At 36.4% G+C, this 22,353-nt stretch carries 22 protein-coding genes and 1 riboswitch; of the genes, 20 read left to right on the top strand and 2 right to left on the bottom strand.

Annotated elements, in window-relative coordinates; translation table 11 throughout:
- Positions 1–5: 5 nt before the first annotated feature.
- Positions 6–719: an alpha/beta fold hydrolase gene (locus RK01_RS05775; protein ID WP_016172351.1), complete on the bottom strand. Its 714-nt coding sequence runs from the start codon at positions 717–719 to the stop codon at positions 6–8.
- A gap of 200 nt (positions 720–919) precedes the next feature.
- On the opposite strand from RK01_RS05775, the gene RK01_RS05770 reads away from it, so the two are divergent.
- The 16 genes from RK01_RS05770 to RK01_RS05695 all read left to right on the top strand — a co-directional run bounded on the left by RK01_RS05770 (position 920) and on the right by RK01_RS05695 (position 17,948).
- Entirely contained in the window at positions 920–1,540 is a 621-nt protein-coding gene (locus RK01_RS05770; RefSeq protein WP_016172350.1) for a lysozyme family protein, read from the top strand.
- Positions 1,541–1,634: 94 nt separating this feature from the next.
- Entirely contained in the window at positions 1,635–2,477 is an 843-nt protein-coding gene (locus RK01_RS05765) for a DUF368 domain-containing protein (protein WP_016172349.1), read from the top strand.
- A 255-nt stretch (positions 2,478–2,732) separates the two neighbouring features.
- Positions 2,733–4,598, top strand: a complete 1,866-nt coding sequence (gene dnaG, locus RK01_RS05760) for a DNA primase (RefSeq protein ID WP_016172348.1) — start codon at positions 2,733–2,735, stop codon at positions 4,596–4,598.
- Between the two features lie 24 nt (positions 4,599–4,622).
- A complete protein-coding gene (rpoD, locus tag RK01_RS05755) occupies positions 4,623–5,729 on the top strand; it encodes an RNA polymerase sigma factor RpoD (RefSeq protein ID WP_016172347.1) in 1,107 nt (368 codons plus the stop codon).
- A 361-nt stretch (positions 5,730–6,090) separates the two neighbouring features.
- Positions 6,091–7,980, top strand: coding sequence for a cell division site-positioning protein MapZ family protein (locus RK01_RS05750; protein WP_016172346.1), 1,890 nt, complete (start codon positions 6,091–6,093; stop codon positions 7,978–7,980).
- A 153-nt stretch (positions 7,981–8,133) separates the two neighbouring features.
- Positions 8,134–8,781: an AzlC family ABC transporter permease gene (locus RK01_RS05745; RefSeq protein ID WP_417033786.1), complete on the top strand. Its 648-nt coding sequence runs from the start codon at positions 8,134–8,136 to the stop codon at positions 8,779–8,781.
- Positions 8,774–9,094: an AzlD domain-containing protein gene (locus RK01_RS05740; RefSeq protein WP_016172344.1), complete on the top strand. Its 321-nt coding sequence runs from the start codon at positions 8,774–8,776 to the stop codon at positions 9,092–9,094. Before RK01_RS05745 ends, RK01_RS05740 begins: the two co-directional genes overlap by 8 nt.
- 32 nt (positions 9,095–9,126) lie before the next feature.
- Positions 9,127–9,996, top strand: coding sequence for a CvfB family protein (locus RK01_RS05735; RefSeq protein WP_016172343.1), 870 nt, complete (start codon positions 9,127–9,129; stop codon positions 9,994–9,996).
- 89 nt (positions 9,997–10,085) lie between these two features.
- Entirely contained in the window at positions 10,086–10,532 is a 447-nt protein-coding gene (fur, locus tag RK01_RS05730; protein WP_016172342.1) for a ferric iron uptake transcriptional regulator, read from the top strand.
- A 110-nt stretch (positions 10,533–10,642) separates the two neighbouring features.
- Positions 10,643–11,533, top strand: coding sequence for a site-specific tyrosine recombinase XerD (gene xerD / locus RK01_RS05725; RefSeq protein WP_016172341.1), 891 nt, complete (start codon positions 10,643–10,645; stop codon positions 11,531–11,533).
- Between the two features lie 13 nt (positions 11,534–11,546).
- Positions 11,547–12,299 carry a segregation/condensation protein A gene (locus RK01_RS05720; RefSeq protein ID WP_016172340.1) on the top strand — a complete coding sequence of 251 codons (753 nt, stop codon included), beginning with the start codon at positions 11,547–11,549 and terminating at the stop codon, positions 12,297–12,299.
- Positions 12,289–12,873, top strand: a complete 585-nt coding sequence (scpB, locus tag RK01_RS05715) for an SMC-Scp complex subunit ScpB (RefSeq protein ID WP_016172339.1) — start codon at positions 12,289–12,291, stop codon at positions 12,871–12,873. Before RK01_RS05720 ends, scpB begins: the two co-directional genes overlap by 11 nt.
- Positions 12,873–13,592 (top strand): pseudouridine synthase, encoded by a 720-nt coding sequence (locus tag RK01_RS05710; RefSeq protein ID WP_016172338.1) that lies wholly within the window; start codon positions 12,873–12,875, stop codon positions 13,590–13,592. The genes scpB and RK01_RS05710 overlap by 1 nt, the downstream gene beginning before the upstream one ends.
- 52 nt (positions 13,593–13,644) lie before the next feature.
- Positions 13,645–13,767: riboswitch (FMN riboswitch) on the top strand.
- A gap of 130 nt (positions 13,768–13,897) precedes the next feature.
- Entirely contained in the window at positions 13,898–14,491 is a 594-nt protein-coding gene (locus RK01_RS05705; protein WP_016172337.1) for an ECF transporter S component, read from the top strand.
- A 434-nt stretch (positions 14,492–14,925) separates the two neighbouring features.
- The gene (locus tag RK01_RS05700) at positions 14,926–16,428 is read left to right on the top strand and encodes a YfcC family protein (protein WP_016172336.1); all 1,503 of its coding nucleotides are present in this window, start codon (positions 14,926–14,928) and stop codon (positions 16,426–16,428) included.
- A gap of 179 nt (positions 16,429–16,607) precedes the next feature.
- Complete coding sequence (locus RK01_RS05695) at positions 16,608–17,948, top strand: M20 family metallopeptidase (protein ID WP_016172335.1); 1,341 nt, start codon at positions 16,608–16,610, stop codon at positions 17,946–17,948.
- 167 nt (positions 17,949–18,115) lie between these two features.
- Here the strand turns inward: RK01_RS05695 and RK01_RS05690 are convergent, their stop codons facing one another.
- Positions 18,116–18,343, bottom strand: coding sequence for a ferredoxin (locus RK01_RS05690; protein ID WP_016172334.1), 228 nt, complete (start codon positions 18,341–18,343; stop codon positions 18,116–18,118).
- A gap of 30 nt (positions 18,344–18,373) precedes the next feature.
- Here RK01_RS05690 and RK01_RS05685 point away from each other — a divergent pair, with 30 nt between their 5' ends.
- From RK01_RS05685 to cmk, 4 genes are all read left to right on the top strand, one after another.
- Positions 18,374–19,402, top strand: a complete 1,029-nt coding sequence (locus RK01_RS05685; RefSeq protein WP_016172333.1) for a helix-turn-helix domain-containing protein — start codon at positions 18,374–18,376, stop codon at positions 19,400–19,402.
- Positions 19,386–20,774: a RecQ family ATP-dependent DNA helicase gene (locus RK01_RS05680; protein WP_016172332.1), complete on the top strand. Its 1,389-nt coding sequence runs from the start codon at positions 19,386–19,388 to the stop codon at positions 20,772–20,774. The genes RK01_RS05685 and RK01_RS05680 overlap by 17 nt, the downstream gene beginning before the upstream one ends.
- Before the next feature lie 74 nt (positions 20,775–20,848).
- The gene (locus RK01_RS05675) at positions 20,849–21,454 is read left to right on the top strand and encodes an SAG1386/EF1546 family surface-associated protein (protein WP_016172331.1); all 606 of its coding nucleotides are present in this window, start codon (positions 20,849–20,851) and stop codon (positions 21,452–21,454) included.
- A gap of 72 nt (positions 21,455–21,526) precedes the next feature.
- On the top strand, positions 21,527–22,201 hold the full coding sequence (gene cmk, locus RK01_RS05670; RefSeq protein ID WP_016172330.1) for a (d)CMP kinase: 675 nt from the start codon (positions 21,527–21,529) through the stop codon (positions 22,199–22,201).
- The last annotated feature ends 152 nt before the right edge of the window (positions 22,202–22,353 follow it).

Here is a 22,353-nt window from a genome sequence, read left to right as displayed (position 1 = left end):
AACACCTACTTTTCTTGTAAAAATTTGTAAACAACATGATTAAAAAATTTCGAGTGACTAGAGGCAGCAGTATGGCCAGCGTTGTCAATAAAAACTAACTTACTATTGGGTAACAGTGCTGCAATTTTTTTTGTATGACGGGTTTTAATGAGATCATGTGTGCCTGCAATGACTAATGTTTTGGCCGTAATGTGACTCAAATCCGTCGTACTTATTGGTAAATCATCAATCATTAATCCCAACATATTTTTTTGCCGATAAAAAGCGGGGCTAAAAAGGCCTAAAAATGCAAATACAAAATAACCCAATTGCGTGACAATTTTTGTTGCCCATTTTTCACCATTTAACCGATAATTGCCAGAATTTAAAATAAGACGATCCACTTTTTCGGGGAAAATATGAGCAAAAACCATGGCCAAATTTGCCCCATCGCTAAAACCTAAAATAGATGCTTTGGAAAGATTTAATTGTTCCATTACTTCTGCTAAATCCCCGGCTAAAAGACGAAAATTGAGCTCTTTAGCATAATTATTAGAACGGCCATGTCCGCGAGTGTCGACAATAAGACAGTCAAAATATTGGGCAAAAAAAGGCACTTGCTTTTGGAAATAGCGGCCGCTACTGTTATTGCCATGTAAAAAAATTAAGGGTTTACCGGCACCATAACGTTCATAGTATAGTTTGGTTTGATCACTTAAGGTAATAAATCCAGTCGTCATAGGCACCCTCCTTTTCTTTTATTATAACGATTGGCTAAAGTTATGAACAATGATATGGGTAATTTTAGCCAAACAATATTGTAAGCTGCTGTGAAATATTTTGTTTTTCTAAAATTATTGCAAAGAAATTGTTTTGTAATAGCCATCAGAAAAGAGAAATAGTAGTATAGAAAAATACTTAAAACGTTTGGATGGTTTCTATGTTGAAAAAAATTGGCAAAATTGTATTGAAAAGTTTAATTGTGATTGCCTTCATCGGGATTCTCGTTGTTGGCTACCGAAATTATCAAATACTAAAACAAGTACATCAATATGATGCAACTGTAACAAAGACAGTAAAAAAATATCAAATTCCTGCCCAAGAAAAACTTGCACAAGCAATTATTTTTACCGAATCAAAAGGACAAGGGGCAGATATTATGCAGAGTTCAGAGAGTAGTTATGGCGAACAAAATAAAATTGCCACCTCTGATGAAAGTATCGATGCCGGCGTTAAATTTTTGGCAACCGCGGTAAAAAAAGCGCAAGCTGCCAATTGTGATATTTGGACTGCTGTACAAGCTTATAATTTTGGATTGGATTATATTGATTTTGTAGCAAAAAATGGGGGTAAAAATACAGTCGAATTGGCAGAAAAATATTCAAAAGATGTTTTATCGCCAATTTTAGGAAATCAAGATAAAACAAAATATCGTTATTGGGGAATTCAGTCCTTTTTTTATAATGGCGGATTTTTATACCATAATGGCGGGAATATGTTTTATGCGGATGTCGTGAAATTAAATGAAAAGAAAATCCATTGGACCAACTTCTTATTTTAGCTTGCAAGAAGAAATCAGTATGCTAAACTTTAAAAGGGATTTTATTAATTGGGTTACTTAACTTGAATGTAATCATGAGGAGTGTTTTGGGACAATGGAGAAATCAGTGTCAAAAGAGGCGAAAACAAAAGATTGGCTATTACGCTTTGTTAAAGGAATGTTCATTGGTTCGGGTTTTATCTTACCTGGCGTTTCTGGGGGGGCGTTAGCTGCAATTTTTGGTATTTATGAGCGTATTATTTCCTTTTTAGCGCATATTACCCGTAACTTTAAAGAAAATATTTTATTTTTTATTCCAATTGGTTTAGGTGGTATTACTGGGGTCTTCTTATTATCTTTTGTGGTAAGTTTCTTACTAGGAACTTACGAAACAATTATTTTATGGTTCTTTGTGGGGTGTATTATTGGAACAGTCCCAGCTTTATGGAAAGAAGCTGGTAAAAAAGGACGTAGCACCAGAGAAATTATTATTTTAATTATTAGCTTTACGTTAGGGTTTTTATTTTTGTGGAAAGGGTCTGGCTTATTTTCCCATGTAGAGCAGAATTTTTTCACCTGGATTATTGCAGGGGGGTTAATTGGTTTAGGGATGATCGTACCTGGTCTTAGCCCATCTAACTTTTTGGTTTATATGGGTATGTATAAAGCAATGTCAGATGGCATTAAAGATTTAAATTTCAGCGTTATCATTCCCATTGGTATTGGCGGCATTATCACCGTGTTGGGTTTGTCTAAAGTCATGGATTATATTTTTAGTAAAGCATATCCACAACTGTTCCATTTTATTTTAGGGATTGTATTTGCTTCAACAGTGATGATTATTCCAACCAATTATAATGGTTTTAGTTTTGCCGGCTATGCGGGTTGCTTGGTATTGTGTATTCTTGGCGCGTTATTAGGCGCATGGATGAGTAAATTAGAAGATCAATATAAATAAGGGGTAATGATAAAATACAATTGTTTCTAACTCCGAAATAGTCAAAGACGAATATAAATTATTTCTATTTCCCTCTTTTTTATCGCTGTTTTTCAAATCGCGCTCTTTTAGGCGTAAGACTTGAAAAACAATGGGAATATGTTAGAATATAGTTTGTATTATTGGGTCTTTTTTGAAGTCGCGCTGATTTTTAATTAGTGCGATTTTTTACCGATAACAATTATTTAATAATTTGCAGGCTGGAGGTGAGTTGAAGTGGCTAGAATACCTCAGAATGTAATTGATGAAATTCGTGAAAAGAGTAATATTGTCGAAGTCATTGGTCAGTACGTCCAGCTCAAAAAAGCCGGCAAAAATTATGTTGGCTTGTGTCCGTTTCATGAAGAAAAAACACCTTCATTTTCTGTAGCAGAAGACAAGCAGATTTTTCACTGCTTTGGTTGCGGACGGGGAGGAAACGTCTTTGGTTTTGTCGAAGAATTAGAAGGGCTAACTTTTCCTGAAGCTGTGGCGAAAGTAGCTGAAATTGAACAAATTCCTTTTGCTGCCGCATACAAGATGGAGCCGACCACACAAGTTGGCAATTCACCCCAACACGCATTAATTAAGCTTCATGAAAAAGCAAAGGAAGTTTATCACCATATGTTGGTAAACACCGCTGCTGGACAAGTAGCCTTAGATTATTTAGTAAGTCGCGGCTTAACAGAAGAGTTGATTAAAGAGTTTGAAATCGGCTTTGCACCAAATGAACGTCAATTTTTGCGGCAAGTTTTTGCAAACGAAAAAGTAGAGGCAGCACTCTTAGCGCAGTCAGGACTTTTTGTTGAACGGGAAAATGGTGAATTAGCAGATCGCTTTTATCAACGGATTATGTTCCCCATTCATGATGCAAAGGGAAAGACAATTGGTTTTTCTGGGCGAATTTTAACAACACCGGATTTTCCAGGAGAAAATCAACCGAAGTATTTAAATTCCCCGGAAACCGAATTGTTTAACAAACGGCAAGTTCTTTTTAACTTTGATAAAGCGCGACCGATTATTCGTAAAGAAAATACCGTTTTTCTATTTGAAGGGTTTATGGACGTTATCGCAGCTTGGCAATCGGGGGTTAAAAATGGTATTGCGAGTATGGGAACAAGTTTAACGAGCCAACAAATTGCAGCAATTGAACGCGTTGCTGGCGAAATTGTCATTAGTTACGATGGTGATAAGGCAGGTTTAGCAGCGACAGATCGCGCTATTGGTATGTTAGACGAACACAGTAGTTTGGATTTAGCAATTTTACAGTTACCAGAAAAACTTGATCCAGATGAATATGTTCGAAAGTACGGCAGTGCCGCTTTTTATGAACTAGCTTATCATGGCCGGGAAACTGTTTTTGGTTTTAAGATGGCGTATTTACGGCAAAATCGTAATCTTGGCAACGAAAAAGAACAGCTAGACTATGTTACGGATTTATTGCATGAATTGGCAAAAGTTGATTCCTTATTAGCCCAAGATCGCTACCTGACCCAAATCGCAACAGAGTTTCATTTAAGTCGGGAAACGTTGCAACAACAACTAAGTGCGTTTAAACAAAAACGTCGACAAGAGGCGGCAAAACCGCCACAGCAAAATACTGCTTATGAGGATGCACCACAATTTGGCGCCCATGAAGTAAAAACGACGCCTGCAACTCAGACAGTTAAACGTCCCTTGACTCAGGTAGAGCGGGGGGAGCAGTTAATTTTGTATCGGCTCTTTAATGATAATTCGCTACTGAATCGTCTGCAGCAAGTGGAATTGGTTTTTATACATGATGAGTACCAAACGATTTATTTTATGTATGAGAACTTTATTGAAAGTTTTGGTAGTTTTTCATTACCAGATTTTCTCGATTATTTGACGGAAACGACAATAAAAAATAAAGTGATTGAAATTGCCTACCTTAATGTACCGCAAGATTCTTCTGAAGAAGAAATAAAAAGCATTTTGCGATTATTCCAAAAGGCGCGCATTGCTGAAAAAATTAATCAAAAGAAATTTCTGCAGCAAGAAGCAAGTCAATTGGGCAATATGCAGCAGGCATTAGAGTTGGCAGTTGAAATAATAGATTTAACCAAGCAATTGCAGCAAGCTTAATTACACAAAGGGGGCCTTCTTTTCATGGCAAAAGAACAAAAAACAGAGTATGATAAAGCGGTAAGTGCCTTTATCAAAGAAAATAAACCCAATGGCCAAGTCGTTTATGACGAGTTGTCCAATAAATTGGCCACACCTTTTTCATTAGATGCTGACGCAATGGACAAATTAATCCAAAAAGTTGAGGATGCTGGTATTAGCGTTGTCGACGAGAATGGCGAACCGTCTGTTCACAGCTTAAAGAGCAATGAAAAGAAAGCAGAAGCAGCCAAACAAGAAGACTTGTCCGCACCAACAGGAGTTAAAATTAATGATCCTGTGCGTATGTATTTAAAAGAAATCGGTCGCGTTCCACTTTTAACGGCTGAAGAAGAAGTTGAATTAGCCTTAAAAATTGAAGAAGGCGATCAAGAAGCAAAACAACGTTTAGCTGAAGCAAACTTGCGTTTAGTTGTTTCCATTGCCAAACGTTATGTTGGGCGTGGTATGCAATTTTTGGATTTAATCCAAGAAGGTAACATGGGGCTAATGAAAGCTGTAGAAAAATTCGATTATCGTAAAGGGTTCAAATTTTCTACTTATGCTACTTGGTGGATTCGTCAAGCGATTACCCGTGCGATTGCCGACCAAGCCCGGACAATTCGGATTCCCGTTCATATGGTTGAGACCATTAACAAATTAATTCGAATTCAACGCCAATTGCTACAAGACTTAGGACGGGAACCAACACCTGAAGAAATTGGTGCAGAAATGGATTTACCAACTGAAAAAGTGCGCGAAATTTTAAAAATTGCGCAAGAACCGGTTTCATTGGAAACGCCAATTGGTGAAGAAGATGACTCGCATTTAGGAGACTTCATTGAAGACCAAGAAGCAACTAGTCCAGCTGAACATGCTGCATACGAACTCTTAAAAGAGCAGCTAGAAGATGTTCTAGATACCTTGACAGACCGTGAAGAAAATGTGTTGCGTCTTCGTTTTGGTCTTGATGATGGTCGTACACGGACGCTAGAAGAAGTCGGAAAAGTCTTTGGCGTTACTAGAGAACGAATTCGTCAAATTGAAGCAAAAGCTTTGCGGAAATTACGTCATCCCTCTCGTTCAAAACAACTAAAAGATTTCTTAGAATAAAGTTTAACTGTTACTTTGTGCAAGCAAGGTAACAGTTTTTTTACGTCAATTTTTATTCTACCTAACAATTGCAAAATGGGTATAAAAAGTATATTGAAGTGATGAACAAAATGAAAAAATGTCCACGATGATGAAAATAAAAATTTTTCTAAGAATTTATAACAGAAATAGTTATGGAAAGTTTTAATTGTTTCAATAGATTAAAGGACTTTAACAAGTGATTTATAACTGTCACTTTCTTAATAAAATCCTAACTTCCTATCCTAAGCGTAAACGTTTATAATAGACTAGATAGTTTGGCAGTTTTTTAGTCGACTAGGAGAGAATCAAAGTTTTATGCAGAAAGGAAGCAAGAAAAACAGTGATTAATAAATGTCCCCACTGCGGGTTTGAACCGCTTAACGGTCAAATGGTTTGTCCGCGATGTGGTGAAGAAATAAAAGAAAATATTGCCGGAAAACTTGCAACGATTAAAGAGAATAATCGCGAAAATAATGATTCGGTCAAATGGTCGGATTTTAAAGATGTTTCAATTGGCTCAGTGATGGAAGAATCCTTAAATGAAGCCACAAAAGAAGATGATTTAGCTGATGTGAATCCAATTTTAGCCGATTACATCAAAAAGCATAAAGATGATTATGAAGAGACGCTGCCGACGGCTGAAGATGATAAAGACCAGGAGAAAGAAGCATCTTTTCCTGTTCCTGAAAATGACCAGATTGAATCCCAAAAAAGTCATACGGATCTGGAAGAAACAAAGAATAGTGTTCACGACAATTTAGAACCAATAGCTGAAATTAAGACTGCAGAATCAGAAGTAAGTGAGCCGATTGTGGATGGCGAAAAACTTTCAAATGAAGGAACAGCAATAAAGAATGACCAGGAAACAGAAAATATGGCTGAAACCGCAGCTGAAAGTTCGGAGAAGGAACAACTTGAAAATCTCCCCGAAAATGACGATTCCTCTACTGTAAACCAAATAGAACCCATCACTGAAAAAGACGAGGCTCTTGATAACAGTGCCTCTCCTATAGGGGATCAAGGAGAAGCAGTACGCCCTGATCAAGAAGAGAAAATCGATAATCTGTCTTCAACAGAACAAGTGTCAAAATCTCCACGAAAAAAATGGCCGTTTGTACTTTTAGCTGCGGCGATTATCTTAGGGGGCAGTGGGTATGGTTATTATGTTCACGATCAAAATGTAAAAGCACAAGCCCAGCAAGAGCAGCAAAAAATAGAAAAACAAGAGACAGCGATTCAAACTCAACTTGCTGACTTTTATACAGATAACACACATCAGTTTATTAAGTCTGATAAAACAGCAAATCAACTTGCTGATTTAACGACGCAAGTAAATAATCTAAAAGAAGCAGCCAAGTCCGCTGGAACAAAAGATAACACGGAAGAACTAACAAACGAAATAAAAAGTATTCAAGAAAAAATGGATATTATTACGCAAGTAAACAATCTATTTGAAACCCCTGTGGTAAGGGGTTCAGAAATAAAACCAGCTACTGCGATTAAAGGAAGTACCATCGATATTGAGCCTTTGACTACTGACGATGAATTTTCTAAGACAATCAATAACGTTATTAGTGATGCCAAGTCACAATTAAACGATTTAAATACTGCAAAAAAAGCAGTAGCTGTGGTTTATACCGATGAAAAAGTCAAAGATAATGCGACACGTCAACAATATCAAACAGCTCAAAAAGCCGTCGCAAAATTGGTTGAAGGAAATCAAAAGAAAACTTTAAAGGCAAATTTAGAAAAAGTAGATGACGTATTAAGCAAAAAAGAAGCTGCTGAAACCAAAAAGCAACAAGAAGCACAAGCAGCTGCTGCAAAAAAAGCGGCTAATGATAATGCGCAAAGTGAAAGTGAACAAAGTAACAACTTGCCGGCAGAAGCATCACCTAATATGCAGCCAAATAATAATAATGCACCGATTATGGCAATAAATCCTAGCGCAGTAGCAGATACTAATAATACAGCTTGGGTATGGAATGCTGGTATTCAAGAAAAAGTGATTCAAACTTGTATTGACCGAGGATATATCGTAGCCGGTGGCTATTATTTAGAGCCCGTGACCATTGAAAATGGAGAAGGTTACTATAATTTATTTGCTACGAATACCCGATCTTCTTTATTAAAAGGAATTTCTGAAAAAGCTTTACCTTATTATATCGTTACGATTAATTGTAAGACGGGTTATTTCCGTGGCAATGGTAACGACCATACAATTAGATAGAAGAACGAATTTTATTTATTTTCTGACAATTTCTTGTCTTGCCCTCTTTTTTTCGTTATGATTAAAAGCAAACGAAAAGAAGGGGGTATCTTTGTGGCAGAAACACAGCAGTATGAAAGTTTTTCCGATGGAATTAAAGCTTGTGTACCCACAATGCTTGGTTATGTAGGGATTGGTTTTGCCGCCGGGGTCGTAGAAAAAGGGGTCGGACTTTCTATTTTTGAAATTTTTTTATTGTCGTTATTGGTTTATGCTGGTAGTGGACAATTTATTATTTGTGGTTTATTAGCGCTTCATGCACCGGTTTCGACTATTATTTTAACGGTTTTTCTTGTGAATTCTCGGCATTTTTTGATGAGTTTATCCGTCACGAGCTATTTTAAATCAGATTCTCTTCTAAATAATATTGGTATTGGCACACTTTTAACCGATGAATCATATGGTGTTTTAACGACGGCACTTCAAGAAAGACAGCCTTTGACAGCACAGTGGATGCATGGACTAAATATAGCAGCTTACGTTACTTGGATTTTAGCCAATATAGGAGGCGGTCTATTAGGACAATTTATTCCTGATCCTAATCGCTTTGGTTTAGATTTTGCATTAACGGCGATGTTTCTAGGGTTATGTCTGTTTCAAATTGAGATGCCGTTAAAAAAACGAACGAAACAAACACTGCAAGTTTTAGCGAGTGTTTTAATTGCTTTAGTTGTATTTATGCGTTTTACATCTGCTGAAATTGCAGTAATTATGGCGACTCTTATTGGCTGTTTGGTTGGGACGGTGACTCACGATGGCTAGCAATATACTGATATTAATTTTAGGTTGTAGTGTGGTCACTTGGATTCCTCGAATTCTACCTTTTGCTTTTGCCAAAAAAATAAAATTTCCACCAACCGCAGAAATATTTTTATCTTATTTACCCCTTTGTATTTTATTTGCACTGTTAATTCAAAGTCTGTTGAATTTTGAAACTGGAAATTGGCCAACGATTAAAGGGCCGGAAGTACTTGCCAGCATCCCTGCTTTAATGGTAGGTTACTATACGAAGGACTTAATGAAAATTGTGATGGTCGGAATTCTAGCGATTGCTTTAATCCGTCTTATCATGTAGTTCGGCGCATAAGCGCAACAAGGAGAAAAATTATGAATGAATTATTAGCTACTATTATTACAGGAATGGTAACAGATGAAAATGAAGTTGCCTATTTTGTTCAAAAGAATGGTGTTACTTTTCGTCTACCAAAAAGTGAAGGCGAACATCAATTAGGAGAAAGCGTAACAGGTTTTGCCTACCAAAATCAGCGGCATGAAAATGCATTAACCACCGAAATTCCGAAAAGTCGCCAAGGACATTACGCTTTTGCAACGGTTATTGCTTCAAGGCGTGACCTAGGTGTCTTTGTGGACATTGGCTTACCGGATAAAGAAATCGCTGTTTCCCTAGATGAACTTCCGACATTAACGGAATTATGGCCCAAAAAAGGCGATCGGCTATTGGTTGCATTGCGCGTCGATCAAAAAGGACGTATTTGGGGGACTTTAGCAGAAGAAAAAGTTTTTCGTTCCATGAGCAAAAAAGGACGGGAAGAACAAAAAAATCAAAATATTACAGGGACAGTTTTTCGCTTAAAGATTGCTGGAACTTATATTTTAACAGAAGATTTTTATCTTGGTTTTATTCATCCCAGTGAACGTTACCAGGAACCTCGTTTAGGTGAAGTGGTTTCAGGGCGTGTAATTGGTGTACGTCCAGATGGTGTTTTAAATGTATCCCTTAAACCTCGGGCATATGAAGCGATTGGGGATGATGCTGAAATGATCTTAGCGTATTTACGACGTGCTAAAGAAAATAAAATGCCTTATACCGATAAATCGGAACCAGAAGCAATCAAAGAAATGTTTGGTATTAGTAAAGGTCAATTTAAGCGAGCAATGGGACATTTACTAAAAGCGAAATTAGTTGAACAAAAAGAAGGATTTACTTATCTAATTGAGAAAACAGACCTTGTATAATTCTTGCTTTTTCCTTATAATGAGTATAATCTAGGGTTTGTAAAATGATGCTAGTTTATAATTATTATAAAGAAGGTTGCGGAGGACACATGGATACAATAACGACAATGAAAAAAGTGAAACAACAACTTCACGAAGCCGGATTCAAATTAACTCCGCAGCGGGAAGCTACGTTATTAGTTTTATTGGAAAATGAAAAAGATCATCTTTCTGCTGAAGAAGTTTTCTTTTTTGTTAAACGAAAAAGCCCTGAAATCGGGTTAGCTACGGTGTACCGAACATTGGAAATTTTAACAGAATTGCATGTTGTCGATAAAGTTAGTTTTAACGATGGCGTTTCGCGTTATGATTTAAGAAAAGAAGGTGCGCAACATTTTCACCATCATCTATTGTGTATTGAGTGTGGAAATATTGAAGAAATTGAAGAAGATTTATTAGGTGATGTAGAAGAAATCGTTGAAAATAAATATCATTTTCTGGTTAAAGATCATCGGCTAACATTTCATGGTATCTGCCAGAATTGTCAAAAAAAATGAAGTTATGCCAGAGTCACATGTTGGCTTTGGTGTAGCTTATTTTTTTCTGTTACAAATGGTGTTGATTTGGTATGATGATAAAGATGTTACAAAAGAGGATATGGTGAAAGATGCAAGAACAAATTACCGATTATTTACATTATTTAACGATTGAGCGGGGACTAGCTGAAAATACAAAAAAAAGTTATCAACGAGACCTTTTGCAATACTTAGCATTTTTACAACAGCAACAAATTACCGATTGGCAAGAAATCGATCGTTTCACTGTTGTGAGTTTTTTACAAGTCTTAAAAGAAAGTGGGCGTTCCAATGCAACGATTGCCCGTATGATTACGAGCTTACGTCGTTTTCATCAATTTTTGCGCCAAGAACGTTATACAGATCACGATTCAATGCAACATATTGATTCTCCTAAAAAGCAACAGAAGCTTCCCGATACATTGAGCTTAAGTGAAGTCGAGCAATTATTGGCTACGCCGAATACAAAAGAAACACTGGGACTGCGAGACCGTGCTATTTTGGAAGTGATGTACGCAACAGGACTACGTGTTAGTGAGTTAATTAATTTGAAGTTAAATGATGTGCATTTAGAAATGGGATTATTGCAAACATTAGGTAAAGGCGATAAAGAACGTATTGTTCCTTTAGGAGATATTGCCATAAAGTGGGTACAGCGCTATCTCTCAGAAGCCAGACCTCACTTAACGCGTAAAAATCCTGATGAAGCATATTTGTTTGTAAATAATCACGGTAGCCGTCTTAGTCGGCAGGGGATTTGGAAAAACTTAAAGACAATTGTGCAAAAGGCTGGTATTTATAAAACTGTAACTCCTCATACATTACGTCACAGTTTTGCTACTCATTTACTGGAAAATGGTGCAGATTTAAGAACAGTGCAAGAACTATTAGGGCATGCTGATATTTCAACTACCCAAATTTATACCCATATTACGAAAAAACGCATGACGGATGTTTACAAACAGTATTTTCCTCGTGCATAGAAGTTGGTGAACTATGAGCGAAATTAATGTTAAATTGGCTGTTTTTGAAGGGCCGTTGGATTTGTTGCTTCATTTAATTCAAAAATTAGAAATCAACGTTTACGATATCCCTATTGCCGCAATTACGGAACAATATATGCAATACATTCATGCAATGCAGACCTTGGAATTGGAAGTGGCAGGAGATTACTTAGTGATGGCCGCCACACTGATGGCAATTAAATCAAAAATGCTTTTGCCAAAGCAAGAGTTTGTTGCTCCAGAGGATGTTTATGAAGAAGATCCGCGAGAAGTTTTGGTAACCCAATTATTAGAATACCGCAAATTTAAATATGCCGCAGAAATACTATCAGATAAGGCAAAAGAGCGTAGTGATTACTTTACTAAAGAGCCGATGGATGTTGATGAGTACAAAGAAGAGAGTCCATTGTTAGTAGCAAATCAATTAAATACGATTGACTTATTCTTAGCATTTCACAACATGTTAGAAAAAAAGAAAAAGCGTCAAGTGGTTGAAACAACAATTACTTCAGATGAAGCAACAATTGAAGATAAAATGAATGCTATTAAGCTTGGTTTAGCTGGGCTAAAACCAAATGAAGGAAGAAATCTGGCTGAATTTTTACAAAGTTATACCAAAAGTGAAGTAGTGGCTACTTTTTTGGCTTTATTGGAATTGATGAAAACTGGCAGTGTAGCTATCACTCAGACGGAAAACTATGGCGAAATTACGCTATTTGCAACAGGAGAAAAAGATGAAAATTAGTGAATTAGAAGCTATTTTATTCGTAGTAGGCGACGAAGGAATTGGCTTGGAAGAATTGAGCTATTTATTAAATAGCAAAACAGCGCAAACCTATGAAATGATTCAAACCCTGCAAAGTCGTTATGATGAGGATGAGAATTCCGCTTTGCATATCTTAGAGGTAGGCAATCATTTTGTGCTCACGACAAAAAAAGAATTTGCTCCTTTATTAAAAAAATATGCACAGTCTCCCATGTCAAACAGCCTCTCTCAGGCGGCATTAGAGACTTTAGCAATTATTGCATACAAACAACCTCTAACCAGAATGGAAGTCGATGAGATTCGCGGTGTCCAATCTAGTGGGTCGGTCCAAAAATTAGTGGCGCGACAATTAATTGAAGAAAAGGGCCGTGTTGATGGACCAGGCCGTGCAATTTTATATGGAACGACTGCTTACTTTATGGATTACTTTGGGCTAAAATCCTTAGCTGAGTTACCTGATATTGAAGCAATGGAAAATGAGCTAACTGAAGATGTTCCAATGGATTTATTTTTTGACCGTTTCAGTGAGACAGAAAATGGAGGACAAGAATAATGGAAAGATTGCAAAAAGTTATCGCCCATGCGGGAATTGCTTCTCGCCGCAAAGCAGAAGAATTAATCAGTGAAGGTCGGGTCAAAGTTAATGGCACGATTGTCACAGAATTAGGGATTAAAGTTAGTGGAAAAGATCAAATTGAAGTGGACAATGTTCCCATTAATCAAGAAGAACCAGTTTATTTTATGTTTTATAAACCACGCGGTGTGATTTCGGCCGTTAGTGATGATAAAGGCCGAAAAGTTGTTACGGATTATTTTGTTGGAATTACAGAACGGATTTATCCGGTAGGGCGGTTGGACTATGATACATCTGGCTTGTTATTGTTAACCAATGATGGCGCATTTGCTCAAAAATTAACGCATCCAAAACATGAAGTTGATAAAGTCTACGTTGCAAAGGTTAAAGGAATACCTGAAAAACAGCAGCTACGACCTTTAAGTCGAGGTTTGCGTTTTGAAGGTGTAAAATATGGACCAGCTCGCTATGATATTTTATCAACCGATACCAAAGCACAAACAACAATTATTCAATTAACCATTCACGAAGGAAGAAATCATCAAGTGAAAAAAATGTTACAAGCAGTCGGGTTACCCGTCCAAAAATTAAAACGAGAAAAATATGGCAATTTAACATTGGAAAACTTGCGGCCCGGAGAATATCGTCCGCTACACAAAAAAGAAGTGAGTCAGCTTTTAAATTTAGCCAAGAATTAATACTTGTAATTTTTTTCTTTTCTTATATAATGTAAGTGTAATTAAATACAAGGTTCGTCTTCAGGGGCAGGGTGCAATTCCCGACCGGTGGTAATAGTCCACGAACTGCATTAAGTTGCGGTTGAATCGGTGTAAATCCGATACCGACAGTATAGTCTGGATAAAGAAGATAGGGCTTATTTGAAGTAACTTATTTCAGATAACTCTAACTCTATTTTCCCTGCATGGAAAATAGAGTTTTTTTATTGAAAAAGTTGGTTCAAAAAGGTTCGATTGAAGATGGGTCCTTAATTAGGAGGATTTCAATGAAGAACACAAAGGTACAAAAAATGGTGGCTGTCGCATTGTTTGCGGCAATGGGAGTTATTTTGCAGTATGTGGCGTTTCCGGTTATACCCGCTTTCGCATTTATGAAAGTTGATTTTAGTGATATACCGGTAATGCTAAGTATGTTTTTATTTGGTCCGATGGCAGGGATTGCAACAGCTTTTATCCGCTCTTTATTACATCTGTTAACCACCGGGTTAGAATTAAGTAATTTAGTTGGCGATATTGCTAGTTTCTTTGCCAGCTCACTTTTTACCTTACCAATGTATTATTTCTTTAAAGGAAAAAATAAAATTGGCAATAAAGTTTTAGGGGTTAGCAGTGGTATTTTGGCGATGACAATCTTTATGAGTATTGCAAATTATTTTGTAATTACGCCTGTTTACCTAAGTGTTTTAGGTCTCACAGCTGATAAAATGCTGGGTGTTTCATTAGCGCAATACATTGCAATTGGCGTTGTGCCATTCAACCTACTAAAAGGTGCGATTGTTAGTGCAGCCTTTTTAGTAATTTATACGAAACTATTACCATTTTTAGAACAAAAACGACGTAAACAACAACATATTGGTTAAAGACCAATTTGCCACCGCTAGGAAACTAGCGGTGTTTTTTTGTTCAAAAAAACAAGTGATTTTTTCGATGAAATAAAATACAAAAAGCAGTAAAATGATAAAGCGTTTTCATCATAAGGCCTTTGTATATGCATTGATTTGTATAATAATCAAAAAGATAGTGTATAAAGAGAAATTCTTCACGTTTTCAAGTTGGTATTTTTCATATTATGAAAAGAAACTAGCGGTACAATTATTGTGGGAGTAGAACAAAAGCCGTGCTAACAAGTTCTACTTACAAACTTGTTAACTATAAAATGAATATACATAATAAAACAGTAGAAAAGACGATAAAAAAACTTATGTAATTATTTCCCAGATCGTCTTATCTCTGATAAAATAACTATGTAATCTATTTTATAGTTACAAATATAGAAAAGAGAGGAAGAGAAAAAATGGAAAATACGCAAACGAAGAAAAAATTCCAGATGCCTTCTGCGTACACGGTATTATTTATTATCATTGCATTCATCGCCATTTTGACTTGGTTCATTCCAGCCGGTCATTATAAAGTGGACGATGCTGGTAACATTTTAGCAGGAACATATGAGCGTGTGGCGCAAAATCCACAAGGTTTTTATGATGTTATGATGGCACCAGTTTTAGGGATGTTAGGTTCTGAAACCACAGATCCAGCTATCTCTATTTCATTTTTCATCTTAATCGTTGGTGGATTCCTTGGAATCGTTAATAAAACTGGCGCATTAGATGCAGGAATCGGCTCAATCGTAAAACGCTTTAAAGGCCGTGAAAAGAACTTAATCTTTATCTTATTACCAATTTTTGCCTTGGGTGGTTCAACTTACGGTATGGCCGAAGAAACTATTCCGTTTTATTCATTACTGATTCCAGTTATGATGGCGGTAGGTTTTGACTCTATTGTTGCCGTTTCAATCGTTTTGATTGGTTCCCAAGTAGGGTGTTTAGCTTCTACGGTTAACCCATTTGCTACCGGTGTTGCTTCTGATGCTGTCGGTATTTCAATGGCCGATGGTATGTTGTTACGTATTATCATGTGGGTGGTTTTAGTTGGGATTTCAATTGCCTATGTTTACCGCTATGCGGCTAAAATTGAAAAAGATCCAACCCAATCAATTGTATATTCTCAAAGAGAAGAAGATGCAAAACACTTTGATATCGATGCAATCAATCGCCAAGAAGGCGTAACGAAAAAACAACGTAACGTGAACATCTTGTTCATCTTGACATTCTTCTTAATGATTTTAAGTTTAATTCCATGGGAAGAATTCGGTATTAATATCTTTGCTAACTTTACAAAATGGTTAGCTGGCATTCCTGGTTTAGGAATGGTACTTGGTAAAGATATGTTGCCATTTGGTCAATGGTACTTCCCAGAAATCACAATGTTGTTCTTATTAATGTCAATTGTCGTTGCAATCGTTTACGGCTTTAAAGAATCAGACTTTATTTCTGAATTTTTAGCAGGGGCTTCTGATTTAATCGGAGTTGCTATCGTCGTAGCTGTTGCTCGTGGTATTCAAGTTGTCATGAACAATGGTATGATTACCGATACAATCTTAAACTGGGGTGAAAAAGGACTTTCTGGTCTTTCTTCTGTTATCTTTATTATCTTGGCATTTATTTTCTACATCCCAATGTCATTCTTAATCCCATCAACATCTGGTCTTGCTGCTGCAACAATGGGTATTATTGGACCAATGGGCGAATTTGCTGGTGTAGGTAAAGATTTAGTTATTACGGCTTACCAATCTGCCTCAGGGTTAGTAAACTTGATTACACCAACTTCAGCTATCGTTATGGGTGCCGTTGCGATTGCACGGATTGATATTGGTAAATGGTGGAAATACATTACCAAATTAATCGCGATTTTATTTGTCGCTATTTGTATCTTACTTGCAATTGGAACAATTCTATAAAATAGACAATTGTTAAAAAGTTGGCTAAGATAGAATTAATTTTATATCTATAACTGAGTTTCTCAGTTTTAAAAAGAGAGTTTCAGTTATTCATGAAGCTCTCTTTTTCTTATTATTGGTATTATGGTAAAAAGCGAAAGATATTCGCTATTTTACTTTAAAATTTAGGAGGTTGTATCATGAAACAATTTGTTACCGAAAAACACCACGAAGAAGCGGTGGAAGCTTTAAAAAAACTTATTCAAGTCCCTTCAGTTTTAGATGAATCTGACAGTGGAGAAGGGCATCCTTTTGGGAAAAATGTCGTAAAAGCTTTAGATCAAGTTTTAGAAATTTGTGATAGCATTGGCTTACGCACTTTTAAAGATCCAGAAGGCTATTATGCTTATGCTGAAGTTGGCGAAGGTGATGATTTATTTGCCATTTTATGTCATATGGATGTTGTTCCAGCCGCTGATCAAAAAGGTTGGAATACCGATCCTTTTGATCCAGTAATTAAAGATGGCATTATCTATGGTCGTGGTTCTCAAGATGACAAAGGTCCTTCAATGGCTGCTTTATATGCTGTGAAAGCTTTAATGGATAGTGGTGTTGAATTTAATCAACGCATTCGCTTCATCTTTGGTTCTGATGAAGAAAATTTATGGCGTTGTATGGAAAAATACAATGAAAAAGAAGAAAGTGCAACAGCTGGTATTGCCCCAGACCATAGTTTCCCACTAACTTTTGCAGAAAAAGGTTTGTTACAAGCTTATCTTGTCGGTCCTGGCACAGATAAAGTTGCTGTTCATGCTGGAGGAGCATTAAATGTAGTTCCAGATACTGCACCATATAAAGGAGAATACGTCGAAGCCGTCAAAGCAAGCCTGGATAAATTAGGTTTCCCGTATGAAATGGAAGGGGACGCCGTAGTAGTTCAAGGTAAGAGCGTCCATGCAAAAGATGCATCAGATGGAATTAATGCAATTACGCGTTTGGCAATGGCTTTAAGTGAATCAGTTGATTTTTCTCCTTTGAATTTCTTGGGCAAATTAGTTAAAGAAAACGCAACTGGTGAAAATGTTGTCGGGAAAACAGAAGATGAACAATCTGGAGAATTAACGATGAACTTTGCTAGTTTGGTGATTTCACCAGAAGAAACCAAAATTGGTGTGGATATGCGTTTGCCAGTAACCGTGAAAAAAGAAGATTTAGAAGCCAAAATTGCTGAAAAAGTAAAAGAATATGATTTAACTTATCAAGAATTTGACTGGTTAGACTCTTTATATGTTCCTCAAGATTCTACTTTAGTCAAAACTCTATTAGCGACTTATCGTGAAATGACTGGCGATATGTCAGAACCTGAAATTTCTGGTGGCGCAACTTTTGCCCGCACTATGAAAAACTGTGTAGCTTATGGCGCAATGTTTGAAGATACTCCAGACTTTATGCACCAAGCTAATGAACAATGGGAATTAGCCCAACTATACAAAGCAATGGACATTTATGCGGAATCAATTTATCGTTTATGTGGAAAATAATTATTAGCCAATAGATTAAACCAAATACCCAAACGTAGCAAGTTGTGGGCGACTAGTTTCTTACTAGAAGTCAGGCGCAACTTAACGTTTGGGTATTTTGCTATTTTTAGTTTTTATTAAACTTTTTGCGTATAGTAATAAAAGCATTTCTTTTAATAGAATTAGTGCTAGCGTCCGTTTTCTTTTTCAAGTAAAATTGCTCTGACAGGACATTTGGCAGCGGCTTTTATAACAGCTTTTCGTTCCTCGGTGCGCACAAACTGTTGACTGGCTTCCGGTTCTTCTTTAAATAAAACGATACCGTCTTCGTCATAATCAAAAATATCAGGTGCATAAATGGCACAAAGTCCGCAAGCAATACAGCGTTCTGGTACAAGACGGCAAATTGTCGTCATCGTTCCACCAACTTTCAGGAGGCGTATTTTATGAATCAATTTATTTTAGCGTTATTTTCCATGACTGACAAGTTAAAGACCAGCACGCTCTTTCATTTATTAAAAGGAAAACGAACTGCAGCGATTATGAGCTATGCGTATTTTAATGATTTGTTACCTTATCTCGGCAGTCAACCGGAACTTTCTCAATCACAATTTGATCAAATAATTGCTCAGCTTGAAAAAGAGCAGCTAATCGCTTTTGTCACTAAGGGAGAATATGCCATTACATCCCAAGGTCAAGCAAAAATTGATGTTGAACAGATCCGTCGCTTGCAGCAAGTAGACTATTTTAACTTTGGCCGTAGTGATTCCAATTGTTTTCGTCTTTTATCTTATTTCATTCAGCAAGTTGCGCAAAGTCAAATAAAACCATTGCGGCCTCTGGAAACAAGTCCGTTATATACCCGCCCAGTAGAACAGCTTTTCAAACAAAGAATAGTCGACAAAACAATAGTTTACCAGGAATTAACTGTGCTGTTTCAAAAATTAGATCAAAAAGATGGAGATTTTTTGGCCCAACAGTTAAGTGGACCGAATATTTCCCCTCAAATTGCTTATCAATTGCTACCGGAAAAATTTCAAAAACAACCTTGGAACTTCTTCTATCAGGCTAGTTGTCTCCATCCATTATTAAATGAAATAAAAAAAGCGGGAGTAAATACATTGTGTTATCAAATTTTAAAAGGTCTTTTAAGGCAAAATTACAATAACAGTATGCTGTTTACCCGCAAACTTTTATTAGAAGGGCAAAGTGTTTCAATGGTAGTTGCAAGTCGTCGTTTGAAGTTAGGAACTATTTCAGATCATATTATTGAGTGGGCGCTTTTTGATCAAACTTTCCCATTTGAAAAATTTATTTCAAGCAATACGATGGCATATTTGGCAAGTCTTGACACAACAAATATTTATACTTTACGTTATCGCGATATTTATGAACAGTTTCCATTAGAGTTTGTAGAATTTCGGTTATATCAAATAAAAAAGAAAAGAGAGGCTGTCAATGGCATTAGAAGATAGTTTAAAACAATATTTTGGTTTTGACAGTTTTCGGAGCGGACAAAAAGAAGTCATTGAAAGTTTACTTTCTGGCCAAGATGTCTTAGGGATTTTGCCTACTGCGACTGGTAAAAGCTTGTGCTATCAATTACCGAGTTATTTAACGTCAGGAATAACAATTGTTGTTTCGCCACTAATTTCATTAATGGAAGACCAAGTCAGCCAGCTCAACAGTAAAAAGATTCAAGCAGTAGCTTTAAATAGCCAGTTGACTGCTGCGGAAAAAGAATTCGTTTTATGGCACTTATCTGATTATAAATTTTTATTTATCAGTCCAGAGATGCTCTGGCAAAAGAAAATTTTACACCTGTTAAAACGGCAAAAAATTGCTTTTTTTGTAATTGATGAAGCCCACTGTGTTTCTTTGTGGGGGATTGATTTTAGGCCGGAATATCGCCAATTAGGGAAGATAAAAGCATTTTTAGAAAATCCGGTAACATTAGCCTTAACTGCTACAGCTACTCCTTTTGTACAGAGTGATATTGCTAAACTATTATTAAAAGAAGACTATGAACTGGTCCAACGATCAGTTGATCGCAAAAATATTGCCCTTTTTGTTCAACAAACAGATAACAAGTTCGCCCAATTAACTGATTTATTAAAAAAATTGAGCGGTCCTGGTATTATTTATTGTGCAACAAAAAAAACTGTGGAAACTTTATATCGCAAGTTAAAAGTACATTATAATATTGGCTATTATCATGGGGGACTAAACAGTAGTGAAAGAAGTCGTCTCCAATTGCAATTTCAAAGCAATCACTTGGATATTTTGGTAGCTACAAATGCGTTTGGCATGGGAATTGATAAAAGTGATATTCGTTTTATCATTCACTATGATTTACCTGACAGTATCGAAAACTATGTACAAGAGATTGGTCGTGCCGGACGTGATGGCGCAGCGAGCCAAGCAGTTTTACTTTATCAAAAAAATGATGAGAAAATTCATCATTACTTCAAACAAATGCGGCAAGATGAACGTAGTGGTTTTCAGCAATTATTAGGACGAAAAATGGCGTATGAATCCAGTGAGCTACAAAGTAAATGGATAGATTTAAGTCAAAGTATTGGCGAAAAAGAAGTGTTAGCCGCTTTGGCGGTTAATGAGCAGATTAAAGGTGAAAAATTAACGCAAATGTTGGCTTATATCAACCTTGCGACGTGTCGTCGAGAATTTATTTTAGAAAATTTTGCCGAAAAAATGCAAACAAAGCCCAGCGATTGCTGTGACAATGATGGCCTGGTGTTAAAAACTAGTCAAGTACCAGACAAACAAAATCATCAATTGGTGAGTTGGCAGGAGATTTTCCTAAAATTATTTAAAGAAAACGATTGAAGTTATATTTTTGCGACAACAATAAAAAGGCTATGGTATAATACACTGCGAAAGCTTTTCAGGAGGTAAGAAAATTGAGTAAAAAGAAAAATGATTTTGACAACGAAACACAAGAACCGTGGGAACAACCAATTTATGATACAGACGAAGAAACTTCATCACGGACCCAACAAAGACGCCAAAAACGCGGTACTTCAAAATTTTTAGTTATTTTGGTTATCTTATTGTCGCTATGTATTTTAGTGCCAGCTGGTTTTGTAATGTGGCTAACGCATGATAAGAAAAATGCCGATTCAACACCAGCAACTGCTTCTTCATCTTTAGTGTCATCTACTAAAGAATCATCAACTGAAGAATCATCCACTGCCGAAAGTTCAACAACTGAATCGTCTGAAAGTGAATCAAGTTCTAGTGAAGAATCAGAGCCAAGTTCTAGTGAAAACAATCAAGAACAAAATCAAGCGCAACAAAATGAGCAACAAGATCAAAATCAACAAAACCAAAATCAACAAGACCAAAATGCTCAAACAGGAGAACAATATATTACAGTTCAAAATGGTGAAGGACCAAATCAAGTAGCTGCTCGCGCAGGAATTTCTGTTGATCAATTGTATCAATTAAATGGTATTGATCCGAATAATTTCTTATTATATCCTGGTCAACAATTACGAATTAAGTAAAAAATAGCCGGTCCAAAAATCACGGCATTTTTGGTTCGGCTTTTTTAATGTCTAAAGATAGGTGGCAAACAAATGGAAAAAATTAATATTGCAATCGATGGACCTGCTTCTTCTGGCAAAAGTACAGTCGCAAAAATTTTGGCAAAAGATTATGGCTTTATTTATACTGATACTGGTGCAATGTATCGCAGTGTAACGTATTTAGCGATTAAACATCACGTTGCTTTTTCTGATGCGGCGAGTTTAGTTAATCTAATCCATCGTTATCCCATTACTTTTAAGCAAAGTGAAACAGGACAATTGGTTTTTATTGACGGAGAAGATGTAACTTTAGCAATCCGAGAAACAAATGTTACCAATAATGTTTCCGAGGTTTCTGCCCACGAACTTGTTCGCAAAGAATTAGTGAACCAACAGCAAATCATCGCCAAAGATGGCGGTGTAGTAATGGATGGACGCGATATCGGTACAGCAGTCTTACCAAAGGCTGAAGTAAAGATTTTCTTAGTTGCCAGTGTTTTAGAAAGAGCAGAACGTCGTTATAAAGAAAATCAAGCCAAGGGGATTAAAACAGATTTTGAAACATTAAAAGCTGAAATTGAAAAGCGTGATTACATTGATTCACATCGAGAAGTTTCCCCTTTGAAGCAAGCTGATGATGCGGTTTTAATTGATACGACTGGCAAAACAATTGCTGAAGTTGTGGACTTAATTAAAGAAGTTGTCACTGAAAAAGGTTATCTATAATAGTTTTGACTTGCATAGCAGATATGCAAGTCTTTTTGTTTGGTAAAAAATTTTTAGTGTCGGTATAATAGAGCTAGCTGCTAAATGATTTTAGCGTAAATGATTTTAGCGTAAATTATTTTTTAAATATTCCTAAATACTGGTGTATTTTT

Origin of the sequence: Enterococcus dispar ATCC 51266 (genome assembly GCF_000406945.1) — a bacterium.
Taxonomy (GTDB): Bacteria; Bacillota; Bacilli; order Lactobacillales; family Enterococcaceae; genus Enterococcus_C; species Enterococcus_C dispar.
Note: the sequence above shows the minus strand (reverse complement) of the source record. Positions and strands in the feature narration are given on the sequence as shown.